The sequence below is a fragment of the Cedecea sp. B1(4) genome, assembly GCF_059414925.1.
The window spans coordinates 268,221-289,747 of sequence record NZ_JCAHMZ010000001.1 but is presented as its reverse complement, the minus strand read 5'-3'; the positions used below and the strand labels follow the sequence as shown (position 1 = coordinate 289,747).

At 57.6% G+C, this 21,527-nt stretch carries 16 protein-coding genes; 8 read left to right on the top strand and 8 right to left on the bottom strand.

Going from position 1 to position 21,527, the window contains the following annotated elements; translation table 11 throughout:
- Window positions 1–88: 88 nt before the first annotated feature.
- The 3 genes from lolE to lolC are packed head-to-tail and all read right to left on the bottom strand — an operon-like array spanning window position 89 to window position 3,229.
- The gene (gene lolE, locus ACR6JA_RS01365; protein WP_039292006.1) at window positions 89–1,333 is read right to left on the bottom strand and encodes a lipoprotein-releasing ABC transporter permease subunit LolE; all 1,245 of its coding nucleotides are present in this window, start codon (window positions 1,331–1,333) and stop codon (window positions 89–91) included.
- Window positions 1,333–2,037, bottom strand: a complete 705-nt coding sequence (gene lolD / locus ACR6JA_RS01360; protein WP_039292004.1) for a lipoprotein-releasing ABC transporter ATP-binding protein LolD — start codon at window positions 2,035–2,037, stop codon at window positions 1,333–1,335. Before lolD ends, lolE begins: the two co-directional genes overlap by 1 nt.
- A complete protein-coding gene (gene lolC, locus ACR6JA_RS01355) occupies window positions 2,030–3,229 on the bottom strand; it encodes a lipoprotein-releasing ABC transporter permease subunit LolC (protein ID WP_494493369.1) in 1,200 nt (399 codons plus the stop codon). The genes lolD and lolC overlap by 8 nt, the downstream gene beginning before the upstream one ends.
- A 234-nt stretch (window positions 3,230–3,463) precedes the next feature.
- On the opposite strand from lolC, the gene ACR6JA_RS01350 reads away from it, so the two are divergent.
- Window positions 3,464–4,528 (top strand): acyltransferase family protein, encoded by a 1,065-nt coding sequence (locus ACR6JA_RS01350; protein ID WP_494493368.1) that lies wholly within the window; start codon window positions 3,464–3,466, stop codon window positions 4,526–4,528.
- Window positions 4,529–4,569: 41 nt separating this feature from the next.
- Here ACR6JA_RS01350 and melB read toward each other — a convergent pair whose 3' ends face one another.
- Window positions 4,570–6,000 (bottom strand): melibiose:sodium transporter MelB, encoded by a 1,431-nt coding sequence (gene melB, locus ACR6JA_RS01345; protein ID WP_494493367.1) that lies wholly within the window; start codon window positions 5,998–6,000, stop codon window positions 4,570–4,572.
- An 85-nt stretch (window positions 6,001–6,085) separates the two neighbouring features.
- Window positions 6,086–7,441, bottom strand: a complete 1,356-nt coding sequence (gene melA / locus ACR6JA_RS01340) for an alpha-galactosidase (RefSeq protein WP_494493591.1) — start codon at window positions 7,439–7,441, stop codon at window positions 6,086–6,088.
- 248 nt (window positions 7,442–7,689) lie between these two features.
- Between melA and melR the strand changes: the two genes are divergently transcribed.
- The 3 genes from melR (at window position 7,690) to ldtC (ending at window position 13,303) form a co-directional block, all read left to right on the top strand.
- Complete coding sequence (gene melR / locus ACR6JA_RS01335; RefSeq protein ID WP_213716298.1) at window positions 7,690–8,616, top strand: transcriptional regulator MelR; 927 nt, start codon at window positions 7,690–7,692, stop codon at window positions 8,614–8,616.
- Between the two features lie 116 nt (window positions 8,617–8,732).
- The gene (mfd, locus tag ACR6JA_RS01330) at window positions 8,733–12,179 is read left to right on the top strand and encodes a transcription-repair coupling factor (RefSeq protein WP_494493366.1); all 3,447 of its coding nucleotides are present in this window, start codon (window positions 8,733–8,735) and stop codon (window positions 12,177–12,179) included.
- A 149-nt stretch (window positions 12,180–12,328) separates the two neighbouring features.
- A complete protein-coding gene (ldtC, locus tag ACR6JA_RS01325; protein ID WP_213716300.1) occupies window positions 12,329–13,303 on the top strand; it encodes a L,D-transpeptidase LdtC in 975 nt (324 codons plus the stop codon).
- A 258-nt stretch (window positions 13,304–13,561) separates the two neighbouring features.
- On the opposite strand, the gene bhsA is transcribed toward ldtC, so the two are convergent.
- A complete protein-coding gene (gene bhsA / locus ACR6JA_RS01320) occupies window positions 13,562–13,819 on the bottom strand; it encodes a multiple stress resistance protein BhsA (RefSeq protein WP_213716301.1) in 258 nt (85 codons plus the stop codon).
- Between the two features lie 247 nt (window positions 13,820–14,066).
- Here bhsA and ACR6JA_RS01315 point away from each other — a divergent pair, with 247 nt between their 5' ends.
- Entirely contained in the window at window positions 14,067–14,702 is a 636-nt protein-coding gene (locus ACR6JA_RS01315; RefSeq protein ID WP_008453420.1) for a TetR/AcrR family transcriptional regulator, read from the top strand.
- 166 nt (window positions 14,703–14,868) lie between these two features.
- Here ACR6JA_RS01315 and ACR6JA_RS01310 read toward each other — a convergent pair whose 3' ends face one another.
- Window positions 14,869–15,759 (bottom strand): siderophore-interacting protein, encoded by an 891-nt coding sequence (locus ACR6JA_RS01310; protein ID WP_494493365.1) that lies wholly within the window; start codon window positions 15,757–15,759, stop codon window positions 14,869–14,871.
- Window positions 15,760–15,774: 15 nt separating this feature from the next.
- A complete protein-coding gene (locus tag ACR6JA_RS01305) occupies window positions 15,775–16,986 on the bottom strand; it encodes an MFS transporter (RefSeq protein WP_494493364.1) in 1,212 nt (403 codons plus the stop codon).
- Window positions 16,987–17,118: 132 nt separating this feature from the next.
- Between ACR6JA_RS01305 and iucA the strand changes: the two genes are divergently transcribed.
- From iucA to iucC, 3 genes are read left to right on the top strand one after another with little or no spacing between them, the layout of a single operon-like run.
- The gene (iucA, locus tag ACR6JA_RS01300) at window positions 17,119–18,843 is read left to right on the top strand and encodes an aerobactin synthase IucA (protein WP_213716336.1); all 1,725 of its coding nucleotides are present in this window, start codon (window positions 17,119–17,121) and stop codon (window positions 18,841–18,843) included.
- Window positions 18,844–19,791, top strand: coding sequence for a N(6)-hydroxylysine O-acetyltransferase (iucB, locus tag ACR6JA_RS01295; RefSeq protein ID WP_213716304.1), 948 nt, complete (start codon window positions 18,844–18,846; stop codon window positions 19,789–19,791).
- Window positions 19,791–21,524 (top strand): aerobactin synthase IucC, encoded by a 1,734-nt coding sequence (iucC, locus tag ACR6JA_RS01290; protein ID WP_494493363.1) that lies wholly within the window; start codon window positions 19,791–19,793, stop codon window positions 21,522–21,524. Before iucB ends, iucC begins: the two co-directional genes overlap by 1 nt.
- Window positions 21,525–21,527 lie beyond the last annotated feature (3 nt).

Here is a 21,527-nt window from a genome sequence, read left to right as displayed (position 1 = left end):
CTCCCAATGCCCGTTGCGCCTCAAGCTGTGCCTGGATTCTGCCGGGTCACAGCTCGAATGATGTAGGGCAAATTATAGTTAATTGAATTTATTGTCCGCTTAGCACCCTTGCCGGATCGATATTGCTTGCGCGCCGGGCCGGATACCAGCTAGCCAGAAGGCTAAGGACCAGCGCCGTCACCAGAACGTAAACCACGTCCAGCCAGTGCAGCTCAGAAGGTAAGAAATCAATGAAATAAATATCACCGGACAGGAAATGGTGCCCGATGAGTTTTTCAATCACGCCGATAATGTTGGTCAGCTGCCACGAAGCCAGCACGCCAACCACCACGCCGCTGACGCTGCCCAGCAGCCCGGCCAGTAGCCCGTACCAGACGAAAATAGCGCGGATCAGACCGTCTTTGGCCCCCAGCGTGCGCAGCACCGCGATGTCGCTGCTCTTGTCTTTCACCGCCATCACCAGCGTGGAAACGATGTTAAAGCAGGCCACGCCGATCACCAGCACCATCGCCAGATACATGATGGCGCGGATCATCTGGATGTCGCGGTACATATAGCCGTAGGTATCAATCCAGCTGCTGATACGCACGTAAGAATTGGTTGCCAGCCCGGCGTCACGCACCAGCTGCCGGGCGTTAAACACGTCATTCACCTTGATGGCTATCCCGGTGACGCTATCGCCCATATCCAGGTAGCCCTGAGCATCCTGCAGCGGCACCATGGCCAGGCTGTGATCCAGCTGGCCACTCAGGGACAGAATACCGGCGATTTGCAGTCGGACACGCTTGGGCTGCATCAGCTTGGTGCCGCCGTCGTTGTTGGGGATCATGATCGACACCCAGTCGCCCTGCTTCACCTTCAGCGCATCCGCCACGCCTTTGCCCATGATGATTTGCTGCTGCCCGGCCTTGAAGTTCGCCCAGGCATTGTTCTGGACGTATTGTGGCAGAGCGCTCAGCTGCGTTTCCTGCACCGGATCAACGCCCTTTACTTCAACGGCGCGCAGATTCGCCCCGCTTTCCACCAGCCCGGTAAAGCGAATATACGGCGCGGCGGCCACGATGCCTTTGACGCCTTCCACCTCGGGCAGCGCCCGCTGCCAGTTGGTAAAGGGCTGGTTCACCGGCTCAATGTCACCGTGGGGCACCACGGCAAGAATGCGGTTTTTCAGCTCGCGTTCGAAGCCGTTCATCGCGCTCAGGCCGACAATCAGCACCGCCACGCCCAACGCGATGCCGAGCGTGGAGATCACCGAGATCAGCGACACCATGCCGCTGCGGCGTCGCCCGCGGCTGAAACGCAGACCAATCAATAGAGAAAGCGGGGAAGCCATTACTGCGCTCCCATCAACGTCAGATCGCTGGTTAAGCGGCCATCGCGCATTTCCAGCTGGCGGGACATGCGTTTCGCCAGTTGCAGATCGTGGGTGACGACCAGGAATGCGGTGCCCTGGCGCACGTTCAGTTCGCCCAGCAGCTCAAAAATACTGTCGGCGTTGCGCGCGTCGAGGTTGCCGGTCGGCTCATCCGCCAGCACCAGACGTGGGTTGTTCACCAGCGCACGGGCAATCGCCACGCGCTGACGTTCGCCGCCGGACAGCTCCGACGGGCGGTGGCTGCTGCGGTGATCCAGCCCAACGGCGGCCAGCATCTCCAGCGCACGTTTCTGCACTTCTTCCGGCTTTTTCTTACCGATAAGCAGCGGCATCGCCACGTTTTCCAGCGCGGTGAAGTCCGGCAGCAGGTGGTGGAACTGGTAGATAAAGCCCAGCTCGCGGTTACGCAGCTCCGCCTTCGCCGCCGAGGAGAGTTTGCTCATCGCCTGGCCGTTAAATACCACGTCGCCGGAAGTCGGCGTGTCCAGCCCGCCCAGCAGGTGCAGCAAGGTACTTTTGCCGGAGCCGGAGCTGCCGACAATCGCCATCAGTTCACCCGCGTTGATGCTGAAGCTGACATCGTGCAGCACATCCGTTTGCACTTTGCCTTCCTGATAGCGTTTGCACAGGTTGTCACACTGCAACAGGACAGAATTACTCATAACGTAAAGCCTCAGCGGGTTGGGTCGCGGCGGCGCGCCACGAAGGGTAAAGCGTGGACAGCAAAGCAATGGCCATCGCCACAATGGCAATCACCACAACCTGTACCGGTTCGATGGCGACCGGCAGGGCCGCGCCATCAAGCAGGATGCCGATGATCGGCATTAAATTATTCAACTGGCTGGCAAGCAGCGCCCCGAGTAAAGCCCCGAGCAGCGCGCCAATCACGCCCGCGCCCGCGCCCTGCACCATAAACACTGTCATGATCTGGCGGCGGGTCAGCCCCTGGGTTTGCAGAATCGCCACTTCGCCCTGCTTTTCCATCACCAGCAGGCCAAGGGAGGTAATGATATTAAAGGCGGCGACGGCCACGATCAGGCTCAGCAGCAGCCCCATCATGTTTTTCTCCATGCGCACGGCCTGGAACAGCTCGCCTTTGCGCTCGCGCCAGTCTTTCCATTCGGTGCCCTGCGGCAGCGTTTGTTGGCTCAGCACATCGACCTTGAGCGGCTCAGCCAGCCACAAACGCCAGCCGGTGATATTGCCCGCCGGGTAACGCATCAGGCGTGAGGCGTCCTGCTGGTTGACCAGCATCTGGTAGCCGTCCACTTCGCTGCTGGCGGCGAAGGTACCAATCACGGTGAACAGACGCTGGCTCGGCAAACGCCCCATCGGCGTAAACTGGCTGGCGGACGGCACCATAATACGGATAGTTTCTCCGCGCTTAACGCCCAGAGAACTGGCAAGCTGCTCGCCGAGGATGACGTTGTACTGCCCGGCCACCAAATCGGCCTGCTTAACGTTTACCAGGTACGGGGAAAGCGGATCTTTCTCGTCCGGCTGTACGCCCAGCATTACGCCCACTCCCACGCTGCGGGCGCTTTGCAGCACCACGTCACCGGTAGTCAGCGGCGCAATACGCGTCACGCCCTGAAGTTTCAGGGAATCAGCGGGAAGTTGCTGGGGATTAATAGAGCCGGAAGGTGATGTGATCAACGCCTGCGGCATCAGGCCGAGGATGTTGTTTTGCAGCTCACGCTCGAAGCCATTCATCACCGAAAGAACCGTGACCAGCGCCATCACCCCGAGGGTGATGCCAATCGTCGACAGCCAGGAGACAAAGCGACCGAAGCGGTCCGCTGCTCGCCCACGCATGTAGCGCAGGCCTATAAATAACGCGACAGGTTGATACATGAAATCCGTCTTGTTGCGGGTTGCCTAAGCAAAGATCCGGGAAGTATACGACACCTCCCCGGCCAAATGAATTCCGTCGACTAAATTATTCCCGTTACATCTCAAGTGCCTGCACCTTTTCCTAAATTTACCAAATCAGCACCAAAAACAGACAATTGAGGTCGAGATCGCATCGGTTTGACACCAGGATAGCAGGCCCATGACAACTGGAGCCCGTCACGACGCGGATATCGCATGAAGAAAAAGCAACTCTGGATCAACCAAATCAAAGGATTATGCATTTGCCTGGTGGTTATCTACCATTCGGTGATTACCTTCTACCCTCACCTCACATCTCTCGGGCCCGGCCTGAATCTGTATGTCGCCAAACTCTGGACTTACCTTAATCTCTACCTCGCCCCCTTCCGAATGCCGGTATTCTTCTTTATTTCCGGCTACCTGATCACCCGCTACATCCATGAAGTGAAATGGCGCGACAGCGTGGACAAGCGGCTGTGGAACATTTTTTACGTGTTACTGCTGTGGGGCCTGATCCAGTGGATCGCGCTGACGCACCTTAACCAATGGCTGGCACCCGATCTTGAGCGTAACCCGACGTCCAACGCCGCCTACGCCGACTCACTGGGGCAGTTTGCTCTTAGCATGGCAAAGGCCAGCACCAGCCTGTGGTACCTCTACGCCCTGCTGGTTTACTTCGTGATGTTTAAAGCCCTGCGCCGCTACCGCATCACGGTGCTGCTGGCGTTGATGGGCATCAACGTTGTTATCGCCTTTGTACCGCTGCCGTGGTGGGGGCTGAACAGCGTGGTGCGGAATATGGTGTATTACGGCCTCGGCGCGTGGTTTGGCCCTTTGCTGATGGCCTGGATGAAGGACTTCCGCTTTTCGCAACACCCGTTTGTCTGCGCAGGCATCGCCCTGGGATCGCTGGCGCTTTACTTTGTCAACGTGCCACTGGTGATTTCTCTGGTGTCTATCGTAGCTATCCTGCGCGGGTTCTATTTGCTGAACGGCTGGCGCGAAGCTCGTGAAGACAGCTTCCTGAACGTGGTGGGCTCGAATACGATTGCCATTTACACCACGCACCGCATTTTGATCGAAGCGATAAGCCTGGTCATGCTGGCTAAAATCAACAGCGGTGCGCTTTCTGACACGCTGGTGCTGGCGATTCTGCTGGTCTACCCGTTTGTTAGCCTGGGCATTTGTACGCTGGTTGGCCTCGGTTTCCGCAAGCTTTCGGTCGCGCTGTTCGGCGATCTGTTTTTCTCTCCTCCCGCGCAAATCGCCGCCAGCCGGTAAGTGCTTCAGCAACCCGCCTGAGCGGGTTGCTTTTCCGTAGATTAAGCCCGTACATCACGAGTAACGGCTATCGGCATGGCCGGTGTTTCCTGTGGCACTGCCGGGGACGACACTTTGCGATATTTATCCAGCAGGTGAATCTGGATTTTGCGAAGCCGGTCGCCGTTCAGACGATAAAAGCGAAAATAGAGCACCAGGGTGATGGCAAAGAATAACGTCGGCAGCGCAATCATGATGAACTGCATCCCGAGTATTGTGTCAGCCGACTGGGCGACGTTCGGCACATAGCCAATGACGCCTAAAACGACCGCGATAAAGAAGGCTGAAAACGCCGAGCCGCCCTTCACCACCATCGTCTGCACCGCATAGGCAATACTTTCGCAGCGAACGTTAAACTTGTATTCACCGTAATCAACGGTATCCGCCACCATAATCACCTGCAGCACCCAGAACAGCGCGGTACCGACGTTAAGGAATACGCCCGCAAGGCAGATGACCAGCACATTAGCCGAGCCCGCCAGCGCCATCACCAGCAGCACGCCCCCGCTGACCATCGGCAGAATCGAAGCCCCCGCCCAAAGGATACGGCGGGACAGCGCTTTCGCCAGACGCGGGAACAGCACCAGGGTGAGCAGGTTTGCCGCCCCTGCATAGGAAAGATAGTACGGGAACAGATCCGCATCCCCGACGACATAGGTGAAATAGTAAATGGCAAAGCCGGTAATGATATTGGAGGCGACGTTATAGGCCAGCGCCATCCCCAGCAGGCAAGAAAGCTGATCATTTTTATAGATAAGGGCGAGTATGGATTTCAGCGACAGCCGGGTGCTGTCCGCCGTGGCCTCGTTGTCTGACGAGAAAACCTCATGGACGTTACGCAGCGTGACAATCGTGGAGGCGATAAAGAACGCGATCAGCACCAGCGTGAACATCTGAAAACCAAACCCGCGGTCAGCCCCACCCACATAGTTCACAAACGGCAGCGTTACCCCGGCAGTCACGAATCCAGCCAGGCTCGCAAAAAAACGCGGGAACGGCACCAGCTGTTCGCGTTCACGCTTATCCAGCGTGATGGTTGGCACCAGTGACCAGAACGGAATATCCATCAGGGTATAGGTCGTCCCCCAGAGGATGTAGGTCACGCAGACAAACACCACCTGGGTCGTCCCTTCAAAAAGGTGGGCGCTGAACAGTAAAAACAGCACCAGCGAGTTCGTGAGCGTGCCGAGCAGGATCCACGGCTTAAATTTGCCCCACCGCGAACGCGTGGCGTTCACAATCCAGCCCATCACCGGGTCGTTAAACGCGTTCCAGATTTTTGCCACCAGGAACAGGGTTCCTACCACGCCCACCGATAAACCCACGACATCGGTGTAATAGTACATCAGGTACATGTAGACGATACCGATGGCGAAATCCTTACCAAATGCACCGAATCCGTAACTGAGTTTTGTTGTCAGAGAGATGCTCATAGGGTACCGGGTCACCGTTACCAGCGCCCGCCTTCTGTTATTAGAAAGGTCAACGCCGGGGCTTATACCCGGCGTCGTTTTTTTATTAGCGATGCAGCCAGGCTGGCAGCCAGTCTCCGTGCGCGGCGATCAGGTCATCCACCAGCGCATAAATCTCTTCGATGCCCAAGACTGCCGCGGTGTGAGGATCCATCATCGCCGCATGGTAAACGCGGTCACGATTTTCAGTCAGAATGGCCTCGGTCAGCAGCGTCTGCACGTTGATGTTGGTTTGCATCATGGCGGCCAGATGCGATGGGAGCCCGCCAACTTTGGTGGGCTGGATTCCGTTGGCATCCACCAGGCAGGCGACCTCAACGCAGCTCCCCTGCGGCAGGTTATCGATAAGCCCGTCGTTACGGACATTGCCGTAAATCACGCTAGGCTCACCGGTCCAGATGGCATTCATAATCGTGCTCGCATACTCGCGCGACGGCTTAATATCTATGCGTTCCGCCGTTTTGTACTCTTCCAGCTCTTTATGCCAGTTCGCCAGCTGTTCGACACAGCGTTTCGGGTACTCATCCAGCGGCACTTTATAGCGCTCAATCAGATCTTCACGCCCCGGCTTGATAAACCACGGAGTATATTCCGCAAAGTGCTCTGACGATTCGGTGACAAAATAGCCCAGCTTTTTAAACATCTCATAGCGCACAATATTCTGGCAGCGTTCATTGCCGTGAATATTCGGTTTCGGGGCCTGGCCCGCTTCATAAGCTGCGAGCAGTTCTGGATAGAGGTTGACGTAATGCCCTTCCGCAGTTTTGCGCTCCAGCTCAAGGTAGAACGCCATATGGTTTATCCCGGCACTGCGGTAGCGCAGCGTGGCCGGATCAATGTTCAGATCACGGGCCAACTCTTCCGCCGTGCCCTGCACCGAATGACAGAGGCCCACTTGCTTGATATGCGGGTAGCGGGCATACATTGCCCAGGTGTTCATCGCCATCGGGTTAACGTAGTTGAGCATCGTCGCATGCGGGCACACTTCGGTCATATCGTCGCAGATCCGCCACAGATGCGGGATGGTGCGCAGGGCGCGCATAATGCCGCCGGGGCCTAGCGTATCGGCAATAGTTTGCTCCAGCCCATGACCCTTACAAACCTCAAAATCGGTGACGGTACAAGGCTCGTAGCCGCCAATCTGGAACGCGACCACCACGAAATCCGCCCCTTGCAGCGCTGCTTTTTGATCGGTGTGACAGGTGATGTAGCCGGATGCCCCGGCGGAATCCATCAGTTTGCGCACCACGATGTGTGACTCTTCCAGACGCGTCTCATCAATATCCATCAGCGCAATGTGTGCCGACCTGAGCGCTTCGCGATGAAAAACATCGCCCAGAATATTTTTGACGAAGATGGTCGAACCCGCGCCGATAAAGGTAATTTTTGGGGCTGTCATTATCACTCTCCAGAACAGTAGGTAACGTCTTCATCGTGGCACGCGCCTCCGGCAAAAACCTCCATCTTCCCCATTGAGCATTCCCGGAAACTCAGATCTGATGTCGATCGCTACAAAACCTGAGTTTTTGGGAATAAATAGACTGAAAAGCAGAGTATCCGGCCTGTTAGCCAGGCTAATATCTGTTGAAGAGGCGGAGACTGAATCCGTATTGATAGTATGATTCTGATAATTCAGGAAATGGAGTGACGATGAGCGATGAGCCAATTACCTTTCTGCCGCCTGACCCGCATATGTGCAACGGCGATGAGAAGCAGACTCGCAGTCCGCTGTCACTCTATTCTGAATATCAGCGTCTGGATATTGAGCTACGTCGACCGCACGCTATGCCCGCCAGCCACTGGCACGGCCAGGTAGAGATTAACGTGCCGTTTGATGGCGATGTGGAATATCTGATTAACAACGAAATGGTACAGATTAAACAGGGCCATATCACGATGTTCTGGGCTTGTACGCCGCATCAGTTAACGCGCCCGGGCAACTGTCGGCAAATGGCGATTTTGAGCCTGCCGATGCACCTCTTTCTCTCCTGGCCACTGGATCGAGAACTCATTAACCACGTGACTCACGGCATGGTGGTGACATCACTCGAGACTCAGCAGCTCAGCACCTTTGAGGTCCTGCGCTGGCAGCAGGAAGCCAACAGCCCGAACGAGCAGATCCGGCAGTTGGCGATCGATGAAATTGGTCTGATGCTTAAGCGCTTTAGCCTTTCGGGATGGCAGCCTATCCTGCTTAACAAAACCTCGCGCACCCACAAGAACAGCGTCTCCCGTCACGCACAATTCTATGTCAGCCAGATGTTGGGCTTTATTGCCGATAATTACGATCAGGCGCTGACCATCAACGACGTCGCAGATCACGTAAAACTCAATGCCAACTATGCAATGGGTATTTTCCAGCGCGTCATGCAGCTCACGTTAAAACAGTACATTACGGTGATGCGCGTTAATCACGTACGCGCTCTGCTCAGCGACACCGACAAAACCATCCTCGATGTGGCGATGACCGCGGGGTTCCGATCCAGTAGCCGATTCTATAGCACCTTCAGCCGCTACGTCGGTATGTCACCCCAGCAATATCGCAAGCTCAGCCAGCAGAAACAACAAATGCTCTGAACCGCACCTATCGTTATTTTCAGCGGTTGCACTCGCGCCGCCATCACGGATAATAAGTAGAGAAAATTTATATTATTACCGTGAAAACACGGTTTTCTGGAGAACGCGCGCTGACCATGCCTGAACATGCCCGTTACGACCTACCGAGTAAACCCGCAGAACAACGCCTGCTGGGCGAGCTGACCGGTTCAGCCTGCGCGACCGAAGTCGCCGAAATCGTTGAACGCCATAGCGGCCCGGTGGTGCTGATTGCCCCGGATATGCAGAACGCGCTGCGCCTGCACGATGAAATCACCCAGTTCACCGACAACCTGGTGGTCAATCTCGCCGACTGGGAAACGCTGCCGTACGACAGTTTCTCGCCGCATCAGGAAATCATCTCCTCGCGCCTGTCCACGCTTTACCAGCTGCCGACCATGCAGCACGGCGTGCTGATCATGCCGGTGAACACCCTGATGCAGCGCGTTTGCCCGCACAGCTACCTGCACGGCCACGCGCTGGTGATGAAAAAAGGCCAGCGCCTGTCGCGGGATAACCTGCGCGCACAGCTGGAACAGGCCGGGTATCGCAGCGTCGATCAGGTAATGGAGCACGGCGAATTTGCCACCCGTGGCGCCTTGCTTGACCTCTACCCGATGGGCAGCCCCCAGCCATACCGCATTGACTTCTTTGACGATGAAATCGACAGCCTGCGCGTCTTCGACGTGGATTCTCAGCGCACGCTGGAAGAAGTGGACGCCATCAATCTGCTGCCGGCCCATGAATTCCCGACCGACAAAAACGCCATTGAGCTGTTCCGCAGCCAGTGGCGTGACAAGTTCGACGTCAAGCGCGACGCCGAACATATTTACCAGCAGGTGAGCAAAGGCACGCTGCCTGCCGGGATCGAATACTGGCAGCCGCTGTTCTTCAGCGAACCGCTGCCAACGCTGTTTAGCTATTTCCCGGCCAACACGCTGCTGGTGAACACTGGCGATCTGGAAGCCAGCGCCGAGCGCTTCTGGCTGGACGCAAACGCCCGCTTTGAAAATCGCGGCGTGGATCCGATGCGCCCTCTTCTGCCGCCGGAAGATCTGTGGCTGAAAACAGACTCGCTGTTTAGCGAGCTGAAAGCCTGGCCGCGCGTGCAGCTCAAAACTGATTCGCTGGCGAAGAAAGCCGCCAACGTGAACCTGGGGTACCAGGCGCTGCCGGACCTGGCCGTGCAGGCACAGCAGAAAGCCCCGCTGGATAGCCTGCGGAAGTTCCTCGAGTCCTTCACCGGGCCGGTGATTTTCTCGGTCGAAAGCGAAGGCCGCCGTGAAGCGCTGGGCGAACTGCTCGGGCGCATCAAAGTCGCGCCCAAACGCATTTACCGCCTGGAAGAAGCCGAAAATAACGGCCGCTATCTGATGATCGGCGCCAGCGAGCACGGCTTTATTGATACCCTGCGTAACCGGGCGCTGATTTGCGAAAGCGACCTGCTGGGCGAGCGCGTCAGCCGCCGTCGCCAGGACAGCCGCCGCACCATTAACCCGGACACGCTGATCCGCAACCTGGCCGAGCTGCATGCGGGCCAGCCGGTGGTTCACCTGGAACACGGCGTGGGCCGTTACGCCGGGCTGACGACGCTGGAAGCCGGGGGCATTACCGCCGAATACCTGATGCTGACCTACGCGGGCGACGCCAAACTTTACGTCCCGGTTTCGTCCCTGCACCTGATCAGCCGCTACGCGGGCGGTGCCGACGAAAATGCGCCGCTGCACAAGCTGGGCAGCGATGCCTGGTCCCGCGCCCGGCAAAAAGCAGCGGAGAAAGTGCGCGATGTCGCCGCTGAACTGCTGGATATCTATGCGATGCGCGCCGCCAAAGAAGGCTTTGCCTTTAAGCACGATCGCGAGCAGTACCAGCTGTTCTGTGACAGCTTCCCGTTCGAAACGACCCCGGACCAGGCTCAGGCCATCAATGCCGTGCTGAGTGACATGTGTCGCCCGCTGGCGATGGACAGGCTGGTGTGTGGCGACGTGGGCTTCGGTAAAACCGAAGTTGCGATGCGTGCCGCATTCCTGGCCGTGGAGAACAACAAACAGGTGGCGGTACTAGTGCCGACGACCCTGCTGGCTCAGCAGCACTACGACAACTTCCGCGACCGCTTCGCCAACTGGCCGGTGCGCATTGAAATGCTTTCCCGCTTCCGCAGCGCCAAAGAACAGACCCAAATTCTGGAACAGGCCAGCGAAGGGAAAATCGATATACTGATCGGCACCCACAAGCTGCTGCAGGCCGACGTGAAATGGCGCGATCTTGGGCTGTTGATTGTCGATGAAGAGCACCGCTTTGGCGTGCGCCACAAAGAGCGCATTAAAGCGATGCGCGCCGACGTGGATATTCTGACGCTGACCGCAACGCCTATTCCACGAACCCTGAATATGGCAATGAGCGGCATGCGCGACTTGTCGATTATCGCCACGCCTCCGGCACGCCGCCTGGCGGTGAAAACCTTCGTGCGCGAGTACGACAATCTGGTGGTGCGGGAAGCCATCCTGCGTGAAGTGCTGCGCGGTGGCCAGGTGTATTACCTTTTCAACGACGTCGAAAACATTCAGAAAGCCGCCGATAAGCTGGCTGAACTGGTGCCAGAAGCGCGTATTGCCATCGGCCACGGCCAGATGCGCGAGCGCGAGCTGGAGCGGGTGATGAACGACTTCCACCACCAGCGTTTTAACGTGCTGGTGTGCACCACGATCATCGAAACCGGGATCGATATTCCGACCGCCAATACCATCATCATCGAGCGGGCTGACCACTTTGGCCTGGCGCAGCTTCACCAGCTGCGTGGCCGCGTCGGGCGTTCTCACCACCAGGCCTATGCCTGGCTGCTGACGCCGCACCCGAAGGCAATGACCACAGACGCGCAAAAACGCCTGGAGGCGATCGCCTCGCTGGAAGATTTAGGTGCCGGGTTCGCGTTAGCCACCCACGACCTGGAAATTCGCGGCGCGGGCGAGCTGCTGGGGGAGGATCAGAGCGGGCAGATGGAAACTATCGGCTTCTCGCTGTACATGGAGCTGCTGGAAAACGCCGTCGATGCGCTGAAAGAGGGCCGCGAGCCCTCGCTGGAAGATCTCACCAACAGCCAGACAGAGGTCGAGCTGCGAATGCCCGCCCTGCTGCCGGATGATTTTATTCCCGATGTCAATACGCGCCTGTCGTTCTACAAACGCATCGCCAGCGCCAAAGGCGAGCACGAGCTGGACGAGCTAAAAGTCGAGCTTATCGACCGATTTGGCCTGCTGCCGGATGCGGCACGTAATCTGCTGGATATCGCCGCGCTGCGCCAGCAGGCACAGAAGCTGGGCGTGCGTAAGATTGAGGGCAATGAAAAAGGCGGCACCATCGAGTTCGCGGAGAAAAACCACGTTGATCCTGTGTGGCTGATTGGCCTGCTGCAGAAGCAGCCGCAGCATTACCGCCTTGACGGCCCTACCCGACTGAAGTTCTTCCAGGCGCTTGAGGACAGAAAAACACGCATGGAATGGGTGCGTAACTTTATGCGCAGCCTGGCGGAAAACGCCGCGGCCTGACGCCTCTGCGCCTTACCGCCCGGTAAGGCGCAATTTTCTGTGACATTTACACACTCTTTGCAATCCCCAGGACTTCCCGACACGCAGCTCAGCGATAATTGGCGTTTATCTGCCTCAAAAATTAGCCATTACATCGCAGGGTTTAAGCTATGTTTGCATCGCATACTTTGTCTTTCCGCCGCTGGTTTACCGCCGCAGCCTTACTGGGTGCCGCGGCCATGGCGCTGCCCGCCAGCGCTAACGATTATCCGCTTCCCGCCGCTAACAGCCGCCTGATCGGCAAAAACCTGTTCCATCAGGTTGAAAACGACGGCGGCTCGCTGGAGGCCATTGCCAAAAAGTACAACGTCGGTTTCCTGGCGTTGCTGCAGGCCAACCCGGGCGTGGATCCTTATGTGCCCCGCGCCGGGAGCGTGCTGACCATCCCGCGCCAGATGCTGCTGCCAGATGTCCCACGCGAGGGGATTGTGATTAACCTCGCCGAACTGCGTCTGTATTATTTCCCGGCAGGGAAAAACAGCGTCACCGTTTACCCGATTGGCATTGGCCAACTGGGCGGAGACACGTTGACCCCGACGATGGTGACCAAGATTTCCGACAAACGGGCCAACCCGACCTGGACACCAACGGCCAATATTCGCGCGCGTTACCTGGCGCAGGGCATTAAGCTCCCGGCCGTGGTTCCTGCCGGGCCGGATAACCCAATGGGGCACCACGCGATTCGCCTGGCAGCGTTCGGCGGCGTTTACCTGCTACACGGCACCAACGCCGACTTCGGTATCGGTATGCGCGTCAGCTCCGGCTGTATCCGCCTGCGCGACGGCGATATCAAAGCGCTGTTTAACACGGTCCCGGTCGGCACTTCAGTGCGTATCATCAACACGCCAATCAAAGCGTCCGTTGAGCCAGACGGCTCTCGCCTGGTTGAAGTTCACCAGCCGCTGTCCAAAGCGATTGATGATGACCCGAAAGTTCTGCCGATTGTACTGAACGAGCAGATGACGCAGTTCCGCAACGCACCTAAAACCGATGCGCAGGTGATGGAACAGGCCATGGAGCACCGTTCCGGGATGCCGGTCAACGTCAGTGCCCATGCCGCTGACCAGTCGAACAACGAAATCTGAGTTAAATCTTCAGGCGTAAAAAAAAGCCCTGTCTTTCGACAGGGCTTAAACCTGATGACAGACACATACTTGCATGTGCTTTCATCTTAAAAACCAGGAAAATCAATTCATTGATTTTCGGCTGATAACCACAAAGAAGGAAAAACCACGCTTTTTCCTTCTTTGTTTAAGCATGAAGGCCCTGTCGAAAGACAGGGCCTTTTGCTTGCAGTGGCATATAACGAATAAGGTCAAACGTATTGAGGGTTAACGTCTGGCTTATTTATAGATGACGGCAGTACCGTGCAGGGTGTTCGGACCGTTAACGGAGGTAATACGGAACGATTTAGCGCCCATTGCATCGGCCTTCGCGGCCAGCTGTTCTTCCAGGGAAGAGAGGTTGCTGCCCGCATCGGCGCTGATGGTGCCGACTTTTTGCTGGCCGGCAGGCGTAGCGGAGACTTCTACAGCCGCAAAGCTTGCAAATGAGATTGAGCTAATCACGGCGGCAGCGAACAGAGTAGTTAAGGTTTTCATGATTCAGGTCCTAAGCAGGTGAATGTTAGGTCGTTAAACTTAATTAGTTAACGATCGATAACTAAATCATAATCGTGATCCACGTCACACGTCAACACATTTTAATAACGACCGTTAATTAATTAAAAAAAGCGCTATTTTTCATTGTGATAAGAAATAATTATTTTTCATAACGTGGCACTGGCTACCGCCGCCGATTATTTTTATAATAAGTGTTCACTAATTAGACAGAGGTTAAACGGCAGGTATGGCAACCGAGACTTTAAGTTGCAGCAAAAAAAGCCGTGGCCGTCCAAAAGTGTTTGACAGGGAAGCAGCACTCGACAAGGCCATGACACTCTTCTGGCAGCATGGCTATGAAGCAACATCCATGGCGCATCTGGTAGAAGCCACCGGGGCAAAGGCCCCAACGCTCTACGCGGAGTTCATCAACAAAGAAGGCCTGTTCCGCGCGGTGCTGGATCGCTATATCGCGCGCTTTGCGGCGAAGCACGAGGCCTGCCTGTTTTGTGAAGAGCAGACCATGGAAGCCGCGCTGGAGAACTATCTTTCCGCGGTCGCGCAATGTTTTACCGATAAGAGCACGCCCGCTGGTTGCTTTATCATTTGCACCTCATCCGTGCTGGCCGCGTCGTCGGAAGACATCGCCGCAACGATTAAAGCCCGCCATGCCGTGCAGGAGCAAACGCTGGTGCGTTTCCTTGAAATGCGCCAGCAAAAAGGCGAGATCCCGGCGGAACGTAACATTCGCTGCTTGGCAAAATACCTGTGCTGCATCATTCAGGGGATGTCGGTCAGCGCCCGCGAGAACGCCAGCTATGAAGAGTTAATGCAGATTGTGAAAACCACGGTGATGTTGATGCCGCAGTTGAAGAAGATCTGATCCAGGGCGGCCAATGGCCGCCTTATCTATACTCTAAACAATTCTCTAAACAATTCGAGTTGCAGGAAGGCGTCAAGAGTGGGAATCCTCAGGAGCATAGCTAACTATGTGACAGAGGTGAGCAGGTGCAGGCAACGCACCTGCAGCTTGAAGTATGACGAGTATATTAACGCACTCGCCCTTTCGCCCAGTAGGCCATAAAGTTAATGGCTTCGTGCTCAACGCCACGTTCGCCAATCAAATGGCGGCGCAGCAGCTTAACCACCGTCGACTCCGCCGCTACCCAGCCGTAAAACTCGTTGCTGCCGCTGGTGGCTTTATCCCACAGCAGTTCGCCTTCGGCCTCTTCCTGGACAGCTTCGTGATGGCCGCTTTCCGGCACCCTCGCCTGCATTTTTACCGCCTGAATCAGGCATTCGCCGTGGGTGGCAGAGACGGTTTTGCGCGGCAGCCAGTTAATCTCGGCGAAGCCATAGGCGCTTAAGTCCACGCAGTCCCCTTCGTCCGGCACCTCAAAAAAGGCCTGTATTTTTGGCGGCTGAGCCTGGCGAGCCAGCATTTCCAGAATGCCTCGTGCGGCGGGTAAAGCCGTCTCATCAGCGATAATCAGCGCATTTCGCAGCCCGGCAGGCGGCGTCCATTCATAGCCGCCGCTGTCTTCCGGGTGGGCGGCGTTCGGGGCCACAATCTGGATAGCATCGCCGGGAACAGAATTAATCGCCCACGCGGAGGCCGGACCTTCAGTGCCGTGGCTGACAAATTCTACCGTCACTTCCTGACGGGCAGGATCGACATGGCGCAGCGTATAGGTGCGGATCACCGGGCGCTTCTCTTTTGGCATCCCCTGGGCAATCTGGTACCACTGCCCTTCGGCAGGCAGCGACGGCGGCGTTCCGTCTTCGGACGGAAACAGCATTTTAATACGCTGATCCGGCGAATCACATTTCATCTGCGCCACATCAGGCCCGCTAAATACCAGGCTCAGCAGCGAAGGCGACACGGCCGTTTTCCGCGCCAGTTGAACGTTAAACAGGCGATAGCCCTGAACTCCAGCCATAACTTTTCCTTACGCTTAAATGACAGAATGACGTGAACGGTGGCGGCTGCGCCAGATAACGCCGGACACCACGGTAAATAACACGGCGGCTAAAAAGGCCACCATAATCAGCGCCGCCTCGGCCCCGGTTTTTGATACCAGCGGCACCAGCATGGCGCAAAGCCCGTAGCCCAGAGTGTGGCTGGTCGCCACCCAGCCGGCCCCTGCACCATCGGCAAGTTTATCGTTCAGCAGCAGTTGATAGGCCGGGGTCGCCAGCGCGGCCCCAAACGACAGTACCGCGCAGCCGACGTAAAACAGCCACAGCTGGACGGAAATCATCATCGCCAGGCCAACGATCATCATCAGCCCGGCGCTCAACAGCAGCGCCATCGGCGTCAGGCGCTGTGGCCGGAGAACGCCGAACTGCGCGGAGAGCGAGGCCACCGCGGCCAAGCTCAGCAGCCAGGCAACCTGATGGCTAATCGCGGCGGTATCCGTGGCAAACTGGCGGGTAAGCGCCGGAGAGAGCCCCAGCTGCATCAGGCTGACTGAGGCCGAAAGCAGCAAAGCGCAAAGCAGATAAGGCAGGCAGTCCGCCCGCAGCCGAGCGCTTTTACGCTCGGCTGCGGGCTGCGGCGGCGTGCCCGGCAGACGCAACAGCATCACCAGCGCCAGCAGCGGGGCGACCATCAGAAGTCCCAACGGCGCAAGCGGATGAATCGCTAACATGCCGGCGGCGCAAAGCGGGCCAAACAAGCGCCCGCTGCTTAGCCCTGAGCTGATCGTGGCCAGCGCCGCCATGCGCTTTCCTTCCCCGGCACGCTGCAGCGCCCAGACCTGGCAGGCCGGAACCATCGCCGACACGGTCAACCCGTAGATAATCCGCGCCACAATCAATATGCCCAATCCGATGTAACCCGCGACCGCATCCGCGGCCAGCAGCAGGCAGCCAAGTCCCAGCAGCATAAAGCTTGCGCCATAGCCTCCCAGCGCCCAAAGCACCACGGGCTTACTGCCGAGGCGCGCGATCTGTTTCCCCCACCACGGAGAGGACGGTAAAAACAGCATCGACCCAAGCGTTAGCAATGCCGCCCAGACGGACAGGCTCAGATGTGTCTGCATCACCAGCACCGGGATCGCGACCAGCAGGCCATTTTGCCCGACGCCAAGCAGCCCGGCGCTCAGCGCAAGTTGCCAACAGGAAAGGGATTTTTGCGGCGAATCCGCCAGTTCAAGCGATGTCAAAATGTTGCTAACCCGTGGAGTTATTGTGCGTATTTGTAAAATTAATTTTATCTATTCTAACAATTGTTATTGATAATGAGAAACGTTATCGGCAGAATTCGCATTATCATAACGCGTGGAAACTGTTTGATGATGACTTTGCCAAATAAAACGCTGGCCTGGGATGTGGCCGCACAGTGCTTTCTTAATTCCCTTGTCCGTGAAACCAACGACTGGCGACTGACCGACAGCCACCCAGCCGAACTCATTATCCCCCTGGGGGAACAGCAGGCGCTCTACTTCAAAGTGGCCTATTTCTCCCCCACCCAGCATCACCGCTTCGAATTCCCGGCTCGTCTGGTCAATGCCACCGGCAGCCAGGCGATAGACTTCGCCACCCTTTCCCAGCTGATTGTCGATAAACTCCAGCACCAGCAGATGCTGCCAGCCACCGGCTGCGAGGCGTTTTATCAGCGCGTAATGGAAAGCCATGCCCACACGCAGCAGGCGATTGAAGCCCGTCATGACTGGAACGGGCTGCGCGAAAAAGCGTTGAATTTTGGTGAGGCCGAGCAGGCGTTACTGGTGGGACACGCCTTCCACCCGGCGCCGAAATCCCACGAACCGTTTAACCAGCAGGAAGCCGAGCGCTATCTGCCAGACTTTGCCCCGCATTTCCCGCTGCGCTGGTTCGCCGTAGATAAAAGCTACCTGGCGGGTGAAAGTCTGCACCTCAATCTTCAACAGCGCCTGACGCGCTTTGCCGCTGAAAATGCACCGCAGCTGCTGAGCGAGCTCAGCGACAATCAATGGCTGTTCCCGCTGCATCCGTGGCAGGCTGGCTATCTGCTGGAGCAGGACTGGTGCCAGCAGTTGGTCGCCAAAGGTTTGGTGAAAGATTTAGGTGAGGCCGGCGCGCCGTGGTTACCGACCACGTCATCGCGCTCGCTCTACTGCGCCACCAGCCGCGACATGATCAAATTCTCCCTGAGCGTACGCCTGACCAACTCCGTACGCACCCTGTCAGTGAAAGAAGTTAAACGCGGCATGCGCCTGGCGCGCCTGGCGCAAACTGACCGCTGGCAAACGCTGCAGGCCCGCTTCCCGACCTTCCGCGTGATGCAGGAGGACGGCTGGGCCGGACTGCGCGATCTCCACGGCAACATCATGGAAGAAAGCCTGTTTGCCCTGCGCGAAAACCTGCTGGTTGAGCAGCCGCAGAGCCAGACTAATGTCCTGGTTTCCCTGACTCAGTCAGCCCCGGACGGCGGAGATTCCCTGCTGGTTGCCGCCGTGAACCGCCTGAGCTCTCGCCTTAGGATCACGCCGAAACAGGCCGCACACGCCTGGGTCGACGCCTATTGCCAGCAGGTGCTGAAGCCGCTGTTTACCGCCGAAGCGGATTACGGCCTGGTTCTCCTCGCTCACCAGCAAAATATTCTGGTGGAGATGCAGCAGGATCTGCCGGTCGGGCTTATCTACCGCGACTGCCAGGGCAGCGCTTTTATGCCGCATGCCGCTGGCTGGCTCGACATGATTGGCGAAGCACAGGCGGAAAACGTCTTCACCCGTGAACAGCTGCTGCGCTACTTCCCTTACTACCTGCTGGTCAATTCGACCTTCGCCGTGACCGCCGCGCTGGGGGCTGCGGGGCTGGATAACGAAGTGAATCTGATGAGCCGTGTACGCAGCGCACTTAGCGCCGTGCGTGACGAGGTGACGCATAAAACCTGCCTCGACTACGTGCTGGAAAGTCCGCACTGGAACGTGAAGGGGAACTTCTTCTGCTACCTGCACGACCATAACGAAAACACCATCGTCGATCCTTCGGTGATTTATTTCGACTTTGTAAACCCGCTGCTGGCTCAGGAGGGCTGAATGTTTCAGGCATCTATTGTTCACGGCGGCCACGGGCTGCGCTGTGAAAAACTCAATAAGCCTCTGAATCTGAGCTGGGGCCAGGACGGCGGCGCGGTTCTGCACTGGCCGGGCGAACTGCCCGCAGGCTGGCTGCGCGATGCGCTGGATCAGATGTTCGTCGCGGCGCCGCAGCTTACGTCTATCGTACTGCCTTACGCAGAGTGGCGCGAAGAGCCGCAGGCGCTGGTGTTGTTCGATCTGCTGAAAAGCGACATCGTTCACCGTGCGACTTTCTGGCAGCTGCCGCTGTGGCTCAGCGCTCCGGCGAAGCACGCTTCCGGCGAAATGGTGTTTGACGCCGAGCGTGAGATCTACTTCCCGCTGCGCCCTGCCCGCCCGTCCGGGGAAGTTTACCGTCGCTACGATCCACGCGTTCGCAAAACGCTGAGCTTCCGCGTGGCCGACCCGGCACTGGACGCCGAGCGTTTTACCCGCTGGATGAACGATCCGCGCGTGGACTATTTCTGGGAGCAAAGCGGCTCGCTGGAGGTACAAACCGCGTATCTGGAGCGCCAGCTCACAGGAAAACATGCATTTCCGCTGATCGGCTGCTTTGACGACCAGCCGTTCAGTTACTTCGAAATTTACTGGGCAGCGGAAGATCGCATTGGCCGCCATTACCCGTGGCAGCCGTTTGATCGCGGCCTGCATCTGCTGGTGGGCGAGCAGCAGTGGCGCGGCGCGCACTATGTGCAAAGCTGGCTGCGAGGGTTAACCCACTACCTTCTGCTGGACGAGCCGCGCACGCAGCGCACCGTGCTGGAGCCGCGCGCCGACAACCAGCGCTTGTTCAAGCATCTGGAGCCAGCGGGCTACGTGACGCGCAAGGAATTTGACTTCCCGCACAAGCGTTCACGCCTCGTCATGGCGGACCGCCATAATTTCTTTAGCGAGGTAGGCCTGTAATGAATCGCATGGACTGGGATTTCGTTAACCGCCAGCTGGTAGCCAAAATGCTGGCTGAGCTGGAGTACGAGCAGGTTTTTCAGGCCGAATCGCTGGGTGAAAATCGCTACTGCATCAGCCTGGCCGGGGCCGAGTGGCATTTTAACGCCGAGCGCGGTATCTGGGGCTGGCTGTGGATTGATGCACAAAAGCTGCGCTGTGCGGACGAGCCTGTGTTAGCCCAAACGCTGCTGATGCAGCTCAAACCGGTGCTGTCGATGAGCGACGCCACCGTGGCCGAGCATATGCAGGATCTGTACGCCACGCTGCTGGGTGACCTGCAGCTGCTGAAAGCGCGCCGCGGCATGAGCGCTGAAAACCTGATCGATCTCGACGCTGACCGCCTGCAGTGCCTGCTGAGCGGCCACCCGAAATTTGCCTTTAACAAAGGGCGTCGCGGCTGGGGCAAAGAGGCGCTGGAGCGCTATGCGCCGGAGTATGCCAATACCTTCCGGCTGCACTGGCTGGCGGTTAAACGCGAGCATATGGTCTGGCGCTGCGACAGCGAGCTGGATATTCAGCAGCTTATCGCCGCCGCGATGGACGAGCAGGAACTGGCCCGCTTTACTCAGGCGTGGCAGAACAATGGCCTGGATAATAACTGGCTGCCGCTGCCGGTGCATCCGTGGCAATGGCAGCAAAAGATCGCGCTGGATTTCGTGGCCGATCTCGCCGAAGGCAAGATGGTGTCTCTCGGCGAATTTGGCGACCAGTGGCTGGCCCAACAGTCGCTGCGCACCCTGACCAACGCCAGCCGCCAGGGCGGGTTAGACATCAAGCTGCCGCTGACGATTTACAACACCTCCTGCTACCGCGGTATTCCGGGCAAGTACATTGCCGCCGGGCCGCTGGCTTCCCGCTGGCTGCAAAACGTCTTCGCTACCGACAGCACGCTGGTGCAAACCGGGGCGGTTATCCTCGGCGAACCGGCTGCCGGCTATGTTTCTCATTCAGGCTACGCCGCGCTGGCTCAGGCGCCCTATCGCTACCAGGAGATGCTGGGCGTTATCTGGCGCGAGAACCCGACCCGCTGGCTGAAGCCTGACGAGACGCCGATTCTGATGGCGACCCTGATGGAGTGCGACGAGAACAATCAGCCGCTGATTGGGGCCTATATCGCCCGCTCTGGCCTGGATGCAGAAGCCTGGCTGACCCAAATGTTCCGCGCGGTGGTGGTGCCGCTGTATCACCTGCTCTGCCGCTACGGCGTGGCGCTGATCGCCCACGGACAAAATATTACGCTCGCCATGAAAGACGGCGTGCCGCAGCGTGTGCTGCTGAAAGATTTTCAGGGCGATATGCGACTGGTGAAGGATGAGTTCCCGGAGATGGACTCCCTGCCTCAGGAAGTGCGGGACGTAACCGCCCGCCTGAGCGCCGACTATTTAATTCATGATTTGCAGACCGGCCATTTTGTCACGGTGCTGCGTTTTGTTTCGCCGCTCATGGCCCGCCTTGGCGTGCCGGAGAGACGCTTTTATCAGCTGCTGGCCGCAGTGTTGAGTGATTACATGCAGGAACACCCGCAAATGTCGGCGCGTTTTGCGCTTTTCTCACTCTTTAAGCCACAAATCATCCGCGTTGTGCTGAACCCGGTAAAACTGACCTGGCCTGACCAGGACGGCGGCAGCCGCATGCTGCCGAATTACCTCGAGGATCTGCAAAACCCGCTGTGGCTGGTAACCAGGGATTGAATT

Excerpts from the sequence above, each read along its gene's own strand:
- lolE (WP_039292006.1), bottom strand. The coding sequence starts at position 1,333 with ATGGCTTCCCCGCTTTCTCTATTGATTGGTCTGCGTTTCAGCCGCGGG.
- lolD (WP_039292004.1), bottom strand. The coding sequence starts at position 2,037 with ATGAGTAATTCTGTCCTGTTGCAGTGTGACAACCTGTGCAAACGCTAT.
- lolC (WP_494493369.1), bottom strand. The coding sequence starts at position 3,229 with ATGTATCAACCTGTCGCGTTATTTATAGGCCTGCGCTACATGCGTGGG.
- ACR6JA_RS01350 (WP_494493368.1), top strand. The coding sequence starts at position 3,464 with ATGAAGAAAAAGCAACTCTGGATCAACCAAATCAAAGGATTATGCATT.
- melB (WP_494493367.1), bottom strand. The coding sequence starts at position 6,000 with ATGAGCATCTCTCTGACAACAAAACTCAGTTACGGATTCGGTGCATTT.
- melR (WP_213716298.1), top strand. The coding sequence starts at position 7,690 with ATGAGCGATGAGCCAATTACCTTTCTGCCGCCTGACCCGCATATGTGC.
- mfd (WP_494493366.1), top strand. The coding sequence starts at position 8,733 with ATGCCTGAACATGCCCGTTACGACCTACCGAGTAAACCCGCAGAACAA.
- ldtC (WP_213716300.1), top strand. The coding sequence starts at position 12,329 with ATGTTTGCATCGCATACTTTGTCTTTCCGCCGCTGGTTTACCGCCGCA.
- bhsA (WP_213716301.1), bottom strand. The coding sequence starts at position 13,819 with ATGAAAACCTTAACTACTCTGTTCGCTGCCGCCGTGATTAGCTCAATC.
- ACR6JA_RS01315 (WP_008453420.1), top strand. The coding sequence starts at position 14,067 with ATGGCAACCGAGACTTTAAGTTGCAGCAAAAAAAGCCGTGGCCGTCCA.
- ACR6JA_RS01310 (WP_494493365.1), bottom strand. The coding sequence starts at position 15,759 with ATGGCTGGAGTTCAGGGCTATCGCCTGTTTAACGTTCAACTGGCGCGG.
- iucA (WP_213716336.1), top strand. The coding sequence starts at position 17,119 with ATGACTTTGCCAAATAAAACGCTGGCCTGGGATGTGGCCGCACAGTGC.
- iucB (WP_213716304.1), top strand. The coding sequence starts at position 18,844 with ATGTTTCAGGCATCTATTGTTCACGGCGGCCACGGGCTGCGCTGTGAA.
- iucC (WP_494493363.1), top strand. The coding sequence starts at position 19,791 with ATGAATCGCATGGACTGGGATTTCGTTAACCGCCAGCTGGTAGCCAAA.